This is a genomic window from Micromonospora sp. DT31, assembly GCF_049841795.1.
In the GTDB taxonomy this organism is placed as follows: Bacteria; Actinomycetota; Actinomycetes; order Mycobacteriales; family Micromonosporaceae; genus Micromonospora.
This window is the reverse complement of the sequence record NZ_JBNCKZ010000004.1, coordinates 16,408-28,390: the sequence shown is the minus strand read 5'-3', so window position 1 is coordinate 28,390 and position 11,983 is coordinate 16,408. Positions and strand designations below refer to the sequence as shown.

Below are 11,983 nucleotides of genomic sequence, written 5' to 3'. Positions count from 1 at the left end.
AGGAGTACGCACGATGAGCGTCGTCGAGCAGGCCCGCCGGGCCCGGGACGCGGCGGAGTCCCTCGCCACCGCCACCCGTACGGTCAAGGACGCCGCGCTGCACGCGATGGCCGACGCGCTCGTGGCGCGCACCCCGGAAGTCCTGGCCGCCAATGCGACGGACCTGGCGGCCGGGCGCGACGCGGGACTGTCCACGGCCGTGCTGGACCGGCTCGCCCTCGACGAGGCTCGGGTGGCCACCATCGCCGACGCCCTGCGCCAGATGGCCGCGCTGCCCGACCCGGTCGGTGAGGTGGTACGCGGCTCCACCCTGCCCAACGGGCTGGAGCTGCGGCAGGTCCGGGTGCCGTTCGGGGTGGTCGGCATCGTCTACGAGGGCCGCCCGAACGTGACCGTGGACGCCGCCGGGATCTGCCTGAAGTCCGGCAACGCGGCGCTGCTGCGCGGTTCGTCCTCGGCCGCCCACTCCAACGCCGCACTGGTCGCGGTGCTGCGCGACGCGGTCTCCGGGGCCGGCCTACCGGCGGACGCGGTGCAACTGCTGGACTCCAGCACCCGCGACTCGGTCAAGGAGTTGATGCGCGCCCGGGGCCTGGTCGACGTGCTGATCCCGCGCGGCGGGGCGTCGCTGATCCGGGCCGTGGTCGAGGAGTCGACGGTGCCGGTGATCGAGACCGGGGTGGGCAACTGCCACGTCTACGTCGACGCCGACGCCGACCTCGGCAAGGCGGTGGCGGTCACCCTGAACGCCAAGACGCAACGCCTTTCCACCTGCAACACCGCCGAGTCGCTGCTGGTCCACCGCGACATCGCGGACGCGTTCCTGCCAGCGGTGCTGGCCGCGTTCGCCGAGGCCGGGGTGACCGTGCACGGGACGCCCGAGGTCGCCGCCCACTCCACCGCCGTGGTCCCGGCGACCGACGAGGACTTCGGCACCGAATACCTGTCCGCCGACATCTCGGTGGCCGTGGTCGACTCGCTCGACGCGGCGGTCGCGCACATCCGGCGGTACGGCACCGGGCACACCGAGGCGATCGTCACCGACTCGCAGCGGGCCGCCCGGGAGTTCGTGGCCCGGGTCGACGCCGCCGCGGTCATGGTCAACGCGTCCACCCGCTTCACCGACGGCGGCGAGTTCGGCTTCGGGGCGGAGATCGGCATCTCCACGCAGAAGCTGCACGCCCGCGGGCCGATGGGCCTGCCGGAGCTGACCAGCACCAAGTACGTGGTCACCGGGGACGGTCACCTGCGTTAGCGGTCGGCGGCGCGCAGCGCCTCGAACAGTCCGTCCAGGCCACCGCCGATCCGCGCGAACGTCAGGTGGTCGGTGTAGTCGCGCGACTCGACGATCCGACCGTCGCGGACCCGGAGCACGAACACGCACGGCACGGCGAACGGACGGCCGTGGACGCGGCCGTGGTAGCGGAACTCGGCCACCACGACCTCCGGATCGGTGGTCTCGTGCACGGTGATGTCGTCGGCGTGGAATTCGGTCAACTCGCCGTCGTGCCGGCCGGGCCCTTCGGCGAAGTGCTTGCGCAGGGCGTCGCGGGTACGCAGGGGTTCGTTGCCGAGCGGGCTCATCGGATGGCTGACGTGGGTGTTCTCGGCGTACAGGTCGGCGAGGACGTCCACCTGTGCGGTGTCCCCAGCGACCAGGCGGGCGACGCCCTCGACGAGGCGGTGGAACACGTCGCGGGGGGTGGTGGGCACGGCCATGTCGGCTCCTCTGTCGCAAATGGAGTGGTGACTCCGATTTAACGGAGTCACCACTCCGTTTTGTCAAGGCGTACGCTCGCTTGCCGAAGGAGGCACCATGCGCAGTGACGCCCGGGCGAACCGCGACCGGATCCTGGCCGCCGCCGAGGAGGTGTTCGGTGAGCTCGGCGCCACCGGCTCCACCGAGGACGTGGCCCGCCGCGCGGGCGTGGGGGTGGCGACCGTGTTCCGGCACTTCCCCACGAAGCGCGACCTCCTCGGCGCCACCGTGGTGCGGCACTTCGAGCACCTGACCAGTTACGCCCGCGCCGCCGGCAGCGAACCGGAGGCCGGCGCCGCCTTCCGCGCCCTGCTGTCCACGATGACGGAACGCGGCGCCGGCAAGATCGTGATGCTGGGTCTGCTCATCGATGCGGGCGGGTTCACCGAAGGCGCCCTGCGCGCGTCCGCGGCCCTGCGCACCGAGGTGGACGCCTCGCTACGCCGCGCGCAGGGCGCCGGCGCGATCCGCACCGACGTCACCGTGGACGACGTGTACCTGCTGATCCGTGGCCTCTCCCTGGCCGCCGCCCACCCGAGCATCGAACCGTCGGCCACCGGGCCGGCCCTACGGGTGGTCCTCGACGGCCTGGCCGCCGGAGCCGCCGCCCCACGCCCCGCGCCGGACGCCACCGCGACGTGACCGCCGCAGCGCCGGCGCCTCACGCGGAGGCGGACGCGGCCGGCCCCACCGGCGGGGGCACGACCTTCGGTGCGGGCACCGGCCGGATGGCCGGCGGCACCTCGGCGCGAGGTGCCGCGGTCGGCGCGCCGGAGGCCGGCACCGCGGGCTCCGCCGGACGGCACGCCCGGATCACACGCAGCGTGGTGTGCACGTCGAACTGGTGGCCGTCGTCGCTGTCCCAGCCGCCGTCGCTGCGCTGGGTCGCGCCGAGCCGGTTGCGTGCCGACACCAGCAGCCACTGCTCCTCGCCCACGTCGACCCGGCGCAGGGTGGCGGCGAGCCAGGCCACGTCGGCCGGGGACATCCGGGGGAGCCGTTCGGCAAGCACCGCCTGGATCCGCGCCGACTCGTAGTACATCCGCTGGCGGTGCAGCACGGCGGCGGCGAGCCAACCGGCCGGCAGGAACGACGGCCAGCTGCCGTCCGGGGCGAGCTGACCGGCCAGGGTCTGCGCCGCCGCCTGCACCACACCGGCGTACGCGCCGCCGACCCGGTGGTCCAACGGGCCGGCGGCGCGGGCGTCCAGCCCGGCCACGGTCAGCCAGAACCCGGCGTTGGCGGTGAGGTAGAGCCGCGCCTCCGGGTCACCGGGGGTGGCCCACTCGGGGGCCAGCCCGGCCAGCGCCCGGTCCTCGTCCCAGCCGCCGTCGGGCAGTTGCCGGGCGGCCAGCCAGTCCAGCGCGTGCCGGGCGGCCGGGCGGCCCAGCGCGCCGAGATCGTCCAGCTCGGCGAGGCGGAAGCAGGTCGCGTCGACCGAGCCGACGTCGCCACCGAGGACGGCCGGCCAGCCGCCGTCAGGGCTCTGCCCGGCCTCGGCGGCGTCGAGCACACCGGCTGGCACGGGAGCGCCGGTGCGCAGCCGGGAGAGGCGGGCGCGATCCACCGCGTCCCCGTGCGCGACGACGAATCCGATCGCCGCATCCATGTCGACCACGACAGAGACGCTACCTGCGCCTACGTGGTTACGCCTCGGTAGCCCGGTCAGGGTGGCCCCACCCCCGTCGTCGAGCGGGGCACGCGGAAGGCCCTCCCGATCCCGGGAGGGCCTATCGGCGTGGTTCAGTACGCGGGCAGGGACGGGTCGACCTGCTTGACCCAGGACAGCACGCCCCCCTGGAGGTGCACCGCGTCGGAGAAGCCGGCCGCCTTCAGCGCGGCCAGCGCCTCGGCGGAGCGGACGCCGGACTTGCAGTGCAGCACGATCTGCCGGTCCTGCGGGAGCTTCGCCAGCGCCTCGCCGGAGATGATCTCCTGCTTGGGGATCAACGTGGAGCCGGGAATCCGGACGATCTCGTACTCGGCGGGCTCGCGCACGTCGACCAGGAAGATGTCCTTGCCGGCGTCCTGCCAGTCCTTCAGCTCCAGCGCGGTGATGGTCGAGTCGACCACCGCCTCCTGCGCCTCCTCGGAGACCGCGCCGCAGAAGTCCTCGTAGTCCTCCAACAGGTCGGTGACCGTGGGGTTCTCGCCACAGAGCGCGCAGTTCGGGTCCTTGCGGACCTTGATCTTCCGGTAGCTCATCTCCAGCGCGTCGTAGACCATCAGCCGGCCGACGAGCGGCTCGCCGATGCCGGTGAGCAGCTTGATCGCCTCGTTCACCTGGATCGAGCCGATGGACGCGCAGAGCACACCGAGCACGCCGCCCTCCGCGCAGGAGGGGACCATGCCGGGCGGCGGGGGCTCCGGGTAGAGGCAGCGGTAGCAGGGGCCGTGCTCGGCCCAGAACACCGACGCCTGGCCGTCGAAGCGGTAGATCGAACCCCACACGTACGGCTTGCCGAGCAGGACGGCCGCGTCGTTGACCATGTACCGGGTGGCGAAGTTGTCGGTGCCGTCCACGATCAGGTCGTACCGGGAGAAGATGTCCCGGACGTTCTCCCGGTCCAGCGCGGTGTTGTGGATCTCCACGTGGACCAGCGGGTTGATCTCGCGGATCGAGGCCGCGGCGGACTCGGCCTTCGACCGGCCCACGTCCGAGACGCCGTGGATGACCTGACGCTGGAGGTTGGACTCGTCGACGGTGTCGAAGTCGATGATGCCGAGCGTGCCGACACCGGCCGCGGCGAGGTAGAGCAGGGCCGGCGAGCCGAGGCCGCCGGCACCGACGCAGAGCACCCGGGCGTTCTTCAGCCGCTTCTGCCCCGCCACCCCCACGTCCGGGATGATCAGGTGGCGCGAGTAGCGGCGGATCTCGTCTACGGTCAGCTCGGCGGCGGGTTCGACGAGCGGGGGCAACGACACGGTGGACTCCCCGGGATCGGCGGCGTGAGGGCGCAATTGTCTCTCGCCAGGACGGGGCACGGCCATGATGAGGGACACTCGGTCCGAACTGCGGGACCGGGAATAACTCAGAGGCCGTCGGTCGGTTGACCTTCGTAGCGCGATCCGTCGACGTACGGCCAGGCGTTCGGCACGCAGCCGTCCAGCCCGTACGTCTGCTGCTGCATCACCGGGGCGGGCGCGCCGGGCGCCGGGCACGCCTGGTGCAGTTCGCCGAACTCGTGGCCGATCTCGTGGTTGATCACATACGTCCGGTAGACCTCGAGCGGAGCACCGTAGTCGGGCACCGCAGTCATCCACCGGGCCAGGTTGAGCACCACCTGCCCGGGGAGGCGGCAGGAGGTGTAACGCTCGGTGCGCAGGCCACCCTCGGCGCACATCCGCTCGGAGGTGGCCGGGCTGGCGAGGTAGACGGTGAAGTCGGCGGCGACCGCCTCGGGCACCCGCTGCACCCGCAGTTGCCCGGAGGCGATCCAGCTGCGTGGGTCGCCGAGCACCGTGTCCACGGCGGCGGCGAACCGGTCGGCGTCCTGCCCCGTGCCCTGCTCCACCTCGACCCGGTAGCGGCGCAACGGGCCGGCCTGCCCGCGTACAGGTGAGCGCTCCTGGGCCACCGCGAACGTGCCGGAGCCGGCGGTGGGGTAGCCGCTCGGGGACGCGGTGGGGGCGTCGACGCCGCGCACCAGCGGTCGGGCGGCGAGCGGGACCGGCGTGTGACCGGGCGGTGGGCCGGTGAGCACGGTGATGCCGGCGGCGCCACTGCCGGCCGCGAGCAGCATGGCCAGCAGCAGCACGGAGCGGCGCCGGCGGCGGCGCATCCGGCGCAGGCTGGGGCGCTCCGGGGCGGCTGGCCGGCGCGGGGTCGGCCGGCGCGACGGTGCGGCAGGCGGGTCGTACGGGGACGACGACGTCATGAACCAAGCGTGACATGCAAAACGGGCATTTAGCTGCTTTTGCCGCCTATGCCGCGAAAGTTTCTCGCCATCTCACCTGGCTGGACCGCTGTACCGCTTCCCACCCAGATAAGGCCACGGATTCGGTCGACAGCCGTCCAGGAAGAGCGTCTGCTGCTGCATCACCGGCGCGGCCCGGCCCGCACCCGGGCAGCTCTCGTGCCGGTGCCCGAGCTGGTGACCCACCTCGTGGTTGACCACGTAGAGACGGTAGGTGTCCAGCGGCACCCGCGCCGCCACCAGATGCCGCACGGAAGTCCGCCACCGATCCAGGTTGATCACCACCTTGCCCGACACCCGGCAGGACGTGTACGGCACCCCGCCCACCCGGATGTTGATCCCACCCGCGCCGCAGATCCGGCCGGCGGTCTCCCGGGTCGCCAGGTAGACCGTGAAGTCGTGCCGGCTGCCCGACCCGACCTGCTGCAACCGCAGGCGGCCGCCGTCCACCCAGCTCCCCGGCCCGACCAGCGCACGGTGCACCGCCGCACCGAAGTCGCCCGCGTCCTCACCGGCGCCGTGCTCCACCGCCACCCGGTAACGGACCAGCGTTCCGGACCGGCCGAGCACACCGCCGACCCGCTCGTCATACCCGAAACTGCCCCGCCCCTTCGTGGGCGTCGGACCGGGCAGGGTCAGCACCGGGGCCGCCAGCGAACCGGACGCCACCGTCGGCGACGGGACCACCGTGGGCGACGGGACCAGCGCTGGCGGCACCCGCGTCGGCGCCGACGGAGCCACCGACCCCTCGGCGACCCGCGTCTCGGCCCCCGCGGACGGAAGCCGCACGGCCACGCCGATGCCGACCCCGGCGGCGGTGAGCAACGCGCAGGCCACAAGCGCGGAACGCCAGTGACGCAGGGGCGGACGGGATCGGCCGGCACGCGGACGGCGGGAGCTGAGCATCCCGGTCAGCCTGCCACGTCACCCCCGGCCGCGCTCTCCCGCCGCTCCGCGAGCAGCGCCAGCACCGCCCGCGCCACGGTCCTCGGCACCTCCAACTGGGCCACGTGCCCCACGCCGTCGAGCATCAACAGGCGACTGTCCGGGATCACCCGGGCGGCCTGCGGCGCCACCCGCACGTCGACCAGCCGGTCCTGCCGCCCGCCCACCACGAGCGTCGGCGCCCGCACCGCCGCGGCCTGCCGCCACAACGCGCCCTCCCCCGGCAGGTACGACCGCAGGAAGCTGCTCACCAACCCTCGGAACGTGCGGACGTACGCGGCGGCGTAGTGCGCCGCCTCGTACCGGATCCGGATCTCGTCGATCGCCTCCTGCCGGCGCTGCTCGCTGATCCGGGTCAGGTCCGCCACACTCGCCTCCATCACCTGCTGCGCCGTCACCTCCGGGGTGAACTGGGCCAGCCGCCAGGCGGCCAGCCGCTCGCCCCGGGGGATCGCCAGCAGCGGAAGCATCCGCCCCTGCAACGACCGCCGGAAGTCCAGGAACGGCAGGGCCGGCGAGATCAGGGTGAGCGTGCGGACCAGGTCCGGGCGCAACGCCGCCACCCGCACCGCCACCGCGCCGCCCAACGAGTTGCCGAACAGGTGCACCGGCCCCCGCTCACCCATCTCGATCCAGCGGGCCACGAGGTCGGCGAAGGCCGGGATCGTGTAGCGGGGGCCCGGCTCGCTGCGCCCGAACCCGGGCAGGTCGATCGCCTGGCCGTCGAGCCGGCCCGCGAGCAGCCCGGCCAGGTCGGTCCAGTTCTGCGCGGACCCGCCGAGGCCGTGCACGTACAGCGCCGGCTCCGCGCCGGGTGCGGTCGCCGGGGTCTCCCGTACGTGCACGAGGCTGCCGTCGACCCGCACGTGCCGGCCGGGCCAGGGCGGCGGGACGTGGGGTGCGGGAAGGTCGTGGTCCGACCAGAGTGCGGCGCGCTTCATGTCTCCAGTGTTCCCCGCCGGAGCCAGACTGTGCACCGGCACTCAGATCAGCAACGCCTCCAGCCGCCGGTTCACCGCCGCCAACGTGGCCCGCACGACCGCCTGCCGAGGGTCCCCGGCGACAAGCGCGGCGCCGGCCAACTGCTCCACCCAGCCGTCACAGACCAGCAGCACGACCACCGTGGCGACCTCGCAGTTGCCGAACGGCACCACCGCGGTGTGCTCGACGAAGCACCGCCCCCGCTCGCCGGCCGGCACGGCGTCCCGGCCGAGCAACTCGTCCACCGCGGCAGCGGCCGCGACCGCGCAGAGCCGCAGGACGTACCCGTCCACGGCCGGCCCGGTCGCCTGCCCCACGGCCGGCCGGTCGCCCGCCACCAGCCGGACCTCGGTGGATGCGTCCAGGCCGATCGTGCTCACCAGGACGTGCTCGATCACCACCCGGGGCCCCGGGATGCCGCCGGTGTCCAGCGGCCGCGAGGGCGCGGTCTCCGTCGTGGTCATCTGCCCACCGGAGTACGAGGTGCCAAGCGTGACCGGGCTGCCGGTGGACATGCCGGTCGGGGCGGTGGCCAACGACGTCTCGTCCACCGCGGCGCGACCCCGGTGGGTGGCCTGTCGGCGGCGGCGCGGCGGCTCGTCGTCGTCCATCGGCGCGTCCGTCGGATGGGGGGCACGCGACTCCGTACCGCCGAACCGTCCCTCGCCGGAACGGTTCACCGCCGGCCGCGCCACGCCACCACGCGCCGACACGTCGCCGCGGCCGCGTACCGGGCTGTCCGGCTCGTCCCGCACCTCGCCGGCCGCGCCGTCACCCGCCTCGACCGGCAGCGCCGACGCCATGGCGGTGCGGGGCTCACCGTTGCGGCGGGCCGACCGGCGACGCAGCGGCACCGGCGGCACGACCGGCTCGCCGGGCAGGTTCTGCGGCGCGGCGGCCAGGCCCATCCGCTCCTGCAACAACCGGGCCACCAGCCGGCTCACCTCGGCCGCGTCCGCGCCGTCGGCCAGGTCGAGGCGCAGGCTGTGGGCACCGGCCTGGGTACGGCGCAGCGTCGCGTCCCGCACCCCGGCCACCTCCCGGACCGCGTCGAGGATGGCGTCCACGTCGAAGCCCTCCGGCCGCTCCCGCGGCGGCGCGGGTTCGTCCTCACGGCGCAGGTGGGTGGCGATGCGGGCCAGTTCGGGGGTTTCGGCGGCCGGTTCCACGGCTGGCGGCTCCGGCACGACGGGCACGTCCGGCTCGGCGGGAACGCGCTGCGGCAGCACCGGCGTGGCCGGCTCCTCCGGGTGCGACTCGACGACCGCGTCGGCGGGTGCCGGTTCGGGCGCGGACCGGCGGGCCGCGTAGGGCGGCGCGCTCGTCGGACGGGGTTCGGGGGCCCGGTCGAACGGGGTCGCCCCGCCTGCGGCGGGCGCGCCGGAGACCGGCCCGGGGGTGGCCGGTTCCACCTGCCCGCCCGCCTGGCGGGGACCGTCGACAAGCTGCCCGGTGGCGTCCGCGCCGGGGGACGGCACGTCGGCCGGGACCGACCCGGCGGGTGACGGCGCCGAGGGCGCGGAAGGGTAGCCGGCGGGGGCGTATCCGGTGGACGGCGCACCGGCAGGTGCGGAGAGATGCCCGATGAACGGCGCGGCCGCCGGCACCGACGGGTACCCGCCGGGCGGCGTGTCCCGGGGCGGCACCGGTTCGGACTGGCCGGGCGCGGCCAACGGCGGGACCGGCACGGGCGGGCCGGCCCAGGCGGGGCGCTCATAGCCCGGGTGCGGCTCGGCGTCGGCGCGGGGCAGTCGGAACGGCCGGGCCGACTCCGGCGGCGACGGCTCCCCGCCAGCGGCCGGTTCCGCGCGCGGTGGCTCGTACGACCGGACCGGCTCGTAGGCCGAGGGCGACTCGATGCGCGCCGGCTCGTACGGCCGCACCGGCTCGGGCGCCCAGCCGGCGGCGCGGGGGCGTCCGGTGTCGTCCTCCCGGGCGGGCTCCCCGGCAGGGGCGGTCCGGTCCTCGTCCGGGGCGGACCGGTGCACCGGCTCACCGTAGGGCGGGCGATCGACCGGCGACCCGCCGTAGCCGGCGGGTCGGGCGGGCGGTACGTCATGGGCCGGTGGCTCGCCGTAGCCGGCGGACTGGACCGGTGGCTCGCCGTAGCCGGCGGACTGGACCGGTGGCTCGCCGTAGCCGGCGGACTGGGTCGGTGGCTCGTCGTGGACCGGCGGTTCGTCCCCGCGGGCCCACGGGGGTGCCCATCCGTCGCCCCAACTCGGCGGGCTCCAGGACGGTCCGGACCAGTCCGGCTCCCCCGCCCCGCCCGGCCCGGCGGCGTCCGCCGACTCGCGACGGTCGGCGGCCCGTGGCTCGGCCTGCGGCGCCGACCCTTCCACCGGTCGGCGCGCCGGATGCCCTTCCGCCGGCCGGTGCGCCGGGTGCTCGGACGGGTGGACCTCACCCGGGCGGTGCTCCGCGAGGGGTTCGGCAGGTGCCCGGTCCGTCCAGCCTCGGGAGAGCGACGGGGCGCGCTCGGTGGTCGGCGCGTGGAAGCCCGGTGGCACCTCGAAACCGGAGGCGGCGGCACCGACGGGCGGGACCTGCAGGGCCGGTGGCGCGGACGCGGGGCCGCTGTCGGCCCAACGCGGGATCCGTCCGGTGTCGTCGGCGGCGTGCCGGGAGCCGGCCGCGGCCGCCGTGTCGGTCCGCGGCCCGGTCCCGGGCGCCGGACGCTCCATCCCGGGCGCCGGACGCTCGATCGCGGGTGCCGGACGGGGAGCCGGCACGACCAGTCGATCGCCGTCGGTCGAACGGGGCGGCTCGGCCAGCCGGTCACCCTCGGCCGGCCCGAGCGACTCGGCCACGGGCGGGGCACTGACCGGCGCCTGGCGGGTCACGGGCGACTCCTCTGCGGCGTGGTGCACGCCGTTGACGTGGTGGCCGTTTGCCCGGGCCGGCGGTTCCGGCGCGGGGTGGCCGGGCAGCACGGCCGGCAGGTCACCGTGCCGGGGCGAGGAGGCGGCCCAGCCGCCGAGGTCGCCGTAGGGCCAGTCGCCGGGGGCGGCGCCCCGGGACCAGCCGTTGGACGGGGGCGCCCAACCGCCGCCGGTGCGGGCCGGCTCGTCGTGCCGGCCCGTCCCGTCGCCGTGCTCTCCCGGGGTGGCGGCACCGGGTTGCCCTGTTTCACTCACCGCGCGCTCCTTGGTCGCCCCCGCTGAGGCTACCGTGTGGTGACAGTGGCGATAAGTTACAGCGGCGGGCCAATTCCGCGACGGGTTCACGAACCCGCCCCGGTTCGGGTGTTACGTGCCGGCTCGTACGCAGATACTCGGAGGTTCCGATGACCGCAGTGGGGAACGGTGCCCAGACCGCCGGTCGGCCCACCCGCCTGCCCCGCTCGGCGCGCCGCAAGCAGCTGCTGGCCGCTGCTCAGGAGGTGTTCGTCGCGCAGGGTTACCACTCCGCCGCGATGGACGACATCGCCGAGCGGGCGGGAGTCTCCAAGCCGGTGCTCTACCAACACTTCCCCGGGAAGATGGAGCTCTACCTGGCGCTGCTGGACACGCACTGTGACGCCATCGTGGCGAACGTGGACGCGGCGATGCGCGGCACCAACGACAACAAGGAGCGGGTCAGCGCCGCGGTGCGCGCGTACTTCGACTTCGTCGACCACGAGAGCGAGGCGTTCCGGCTGGTCTTCGAGTCCGACCTTCGCAACGATCCGGCGGTGCGCCAGCGGGTGGAGCGGGTCGAGCAGGGCTGCATCGCGGCGATCACCGACACCATCATCTCGGACACCGGGGTGAGCCGGTCGCACGCCGAACTGCTCGCCTCCGGCCTGGTCGGCGCGGCCGAGACGGCCGCCCAGTTCTGGCTGGCCGGCGGCCGGCAGGTGCCGAAGGCCGAGGCCGAGGCGCTTGTCGCGGCGCTGTCCTGGCGGGGCATCGCCAGCTTCCCGCTGCAAGGTGAGTCAGCCTGAACATCGCGCCACCGGATCGGATAGCCTTCCCACGGTGGCTTTTTCGCCCCAGTTGAGGAGGCACAGTGGAGGTCAAGATCGGCGTGCAGTACGCGCCGCGGGAGCTGGTCCTGGAGAGCGCGCAGTCGCCGGCCGAGATCGAGCAGATCGTGACCGACGCCTTCGCCACGAGTGAGGGCACCCTCTCCCTGACCGACGAGAAGGGCCGGCGGGTCATCGTGCCGGTCAGCAAGGTCGCCTACGTCGAGATCGCGGAGGCCTCGCCCCGCGCGGTCGGGTTCACCGTCCGCTGATTCCCGCGCGGCACCGGCCGCCGTGGTGGGACGCCCGCCACGGCGGCTCAGTTGTCGAGCCCGGCCGGGGACAGCCGCGCGGCGCGCGCTCACCCTCTCCGCGGTGGCCCACATCACATCACGTCCCCCCGGGTGCGCCACCGCCAGGCGGAATCAGGACAGC

The 11,983-nt window shown here is 74.7% G+C and carries 10 protein-coding genes and 1 pseudogene; 4 read left to right on the top strand and 7 right to left on the bottom strand.

Annotation, left to right across the window (positions count from 1 at the left end):
* The first annotated feature begins 13 nt into the window (after positions 1–13).
* Positions 14–1,255 carry a glutamate-5-semialdehyde dehydrogenase gene (locus ACLQ2X_RS08525; protein ID WP_425680433.1) on the top strand — a complete coding sequence of 414 codons (1,242 nt, stop codon included), beginning with the start codon at positions 14–16 and terminating at the stop codon, positions 1,253–1,255.
* On the opposite strand, the gene ACLQ2X_RS08520 is transcribed toward ACLQ2X_RS08525, so the two are convergent.
* Entirely contained in the window at positions 1,252–1,719 is a 468-nt protein-coding gene (locus tag ACLQ2X_RS08520; protein WP_425680432.1) for a nuclear transport factor 2 family protein, read from the bottom strand. The genes ACLQ2X_RS08525 and ACLQ2X_RS08520 overlap by 4 nt on opposite strands.
* Positions 1,720–1,816: 97 nt before the next feature.
* On the opposite strand from ACLQ2X_RS08520, the gene ACLQ2X_RS08515 reads away from it, so the two are divergent.
* On the top strand, positions 1,817–2,401 hold the full coding sequence (locus ACLQ2X_RS08515; protein ID WP_425680431.1) for a TetR/AcrR family transcriptional regulator: 585 nt from the start codon (positions 1,817–1,819) through the stop codon (positions 2,399–2,401).
* Positions 2,402–2,558: 157 nt separating this feature from the next.
* On the opposite strand, the pseudogene ACLQ2X_RS08510 reads toward ACLQ2X_RS08515, so the two are convergent.
* The 6 genes and pseudogenes from ACLQ2X_RS08510 to ACLQ2X_RS08485 all read right to left on the bottom strand — a co-directional run.
* Positions 2,559–3,368, bottom strand: a pseudogene (locus ACLQ2X_RS08510) (hypothetical protein); the annotation flags it as partial.
* 134 nt (positions 3,369–3,502) lie between these two features.
* Positions 3,503–4,750 (bottom strand): adenylyltransferase/sulfurtransferase MoeZ, encoded by a 1,248-nt coding sequence (moeZ, locus tag ACLQ2X_RS08505; RefSeq protein ID WP_425680430.1) that lies wholly within the window; start codon positions 4,748–4,750, stop codon positions 3,503–3,505.
* A gap of 41 nt (positions 4,751–4,791) precedes the next feature.
* Complete coding sequence (locus ACLQ2X_RS08500; protein ID WP_425680429.1) at positions 4,792–5,637, bottom strand: DUF3152 domain-containing protein; 846 nt, start codon at positions 5,635–5,637, stop codon at positions 4,792–4,794.
* Positions 5,638–5,709: 72 nt separating this feature from the next.
* A complete protein-coding gene (locus ACLQ2X_RS08495; protein WP_425680428.1) occupies positions 5,710–6,582 on the bottom strand; it encodes a DUF3152 domain-containing protein in 873 nt (290 codons plus the stop codon).
* A 5-nt stretch (positions 6,583–6,587) separates the two neighbouring features.
* Positions 6,588–7,562 (bottom strand): alpha/beta fold hydrolase, encoded by a 975-nt coding sequence (locus ACLQ2X_RS08490; RefSeq protein ID WP_425680427.1) that lies wholly within the window; start codon positions 7,560–7,562, stop codon positions 6,588–6,590.
* A 42-nt stretch (positions 7,563–7,604) separates the two neighbouring features.
* Positions 7,605–10,739 (bottom strand): hypothetical protein, encoded by a 3,135-nt coding sequence (locus ACLQ2X_RS08485; RefSeq protein WP_425680426.1) that lies wholly within the window; start codon positions 10,737–10,739, stop codon positions 7,605–7,607.
* Positions 10,740–10,888: 149 nt separating this feature from the next.
* Between ACLQ2X_RS08485 and ACLQ2X_RS08480 the strand changes: the two genes are divergently transcribed.
* Complete coding sequence (locus tag ACLQ2X_RS08480) at positions 10,889–11,527, top strand: TetR/AcrR family transcriptional regulator (RefSeq protein ID WP_425680425.1); 639 nt, start codon at positions 10,889–10,891, stop codon at positions 11,525–11,527.
* Between the two features lie 65 nt (positions 11,528–11,592).
* The gene (locus ACLQ2X_RS08475; protein ID WP_425680424.1) at positions 11,593–11,820 is read left to right on the top strand and encodes a DUF3107 domain-containing protein; all 228 of its coding nucleotides are present in this window, start codon (positions 11,593–11,595) and stop codon (positions 11,818–11,820) included.
* Positions 11,821–11,983 lie beyond the last annotated feature (163 nt).

Bases quoted from the DNA above. Each gene is read 5' to 3' on its own strand.
- ACLQ2X_RS08490 (WP_425680427.1), bottom strand. From the start codon at position 7,562: ATGAAGCGCGCCGCACTCTGGTCGGACCACGACCTTCCCGCACCCCAC.
- ACLQ2X_RS08525 (WP_425680433.1), top strand. From the start codon at position 14: ATGAGCGTCGTCGAGCAGGCCCGCCGGGCCCGGGACGCGGCGGAGTCC.
- ACLQ2X_RS08500 (WP_425680429.1), bottom strand. From the start codon at position 5,637: ATGACGTCGTCGTCCCCGTACGACCCGCCTGCCGCACCGTCGCGCCGG.
- ACLQ2X_RS08495 (WP_425680428.1), bottom strand. From the start codon at position 6,582: ATGCTCAGCTCCCGCCGTCCGCGTGCCGGCCGATCCCGTCCGCCCCTG.
- moeZ (WP_425680430.1), bottom strand. From the start codon at position 4,750: ATGGCCGTGCCCCGTCCTGGCGAGAGACAATTGCGCCCTCACGCCGCC.
- ACLQ2X_RS08520 (WP_425680432.1), bottom strand. From the start codon at position 1,719: ATGGCCGTGCCCACCACCCCCCGCGACGTGTTCCACCGCCTCGTCGAG.
- ACLQ2X_RS08480 (WP_425680425.1), top strand. From the start codon at position 10,889: ATGACCGCAGTGGGGAACGGTGCCCAGACCGCCGGTCGGCCCACCCGC.
- ACLQ2X_RS08515 (WP_425680431.1), top strand. From the start codon at position 1,817: ATGCGCAGTGACGCCCGGGCGAACCGCGACCGGATCCTGGCCGCCGCC.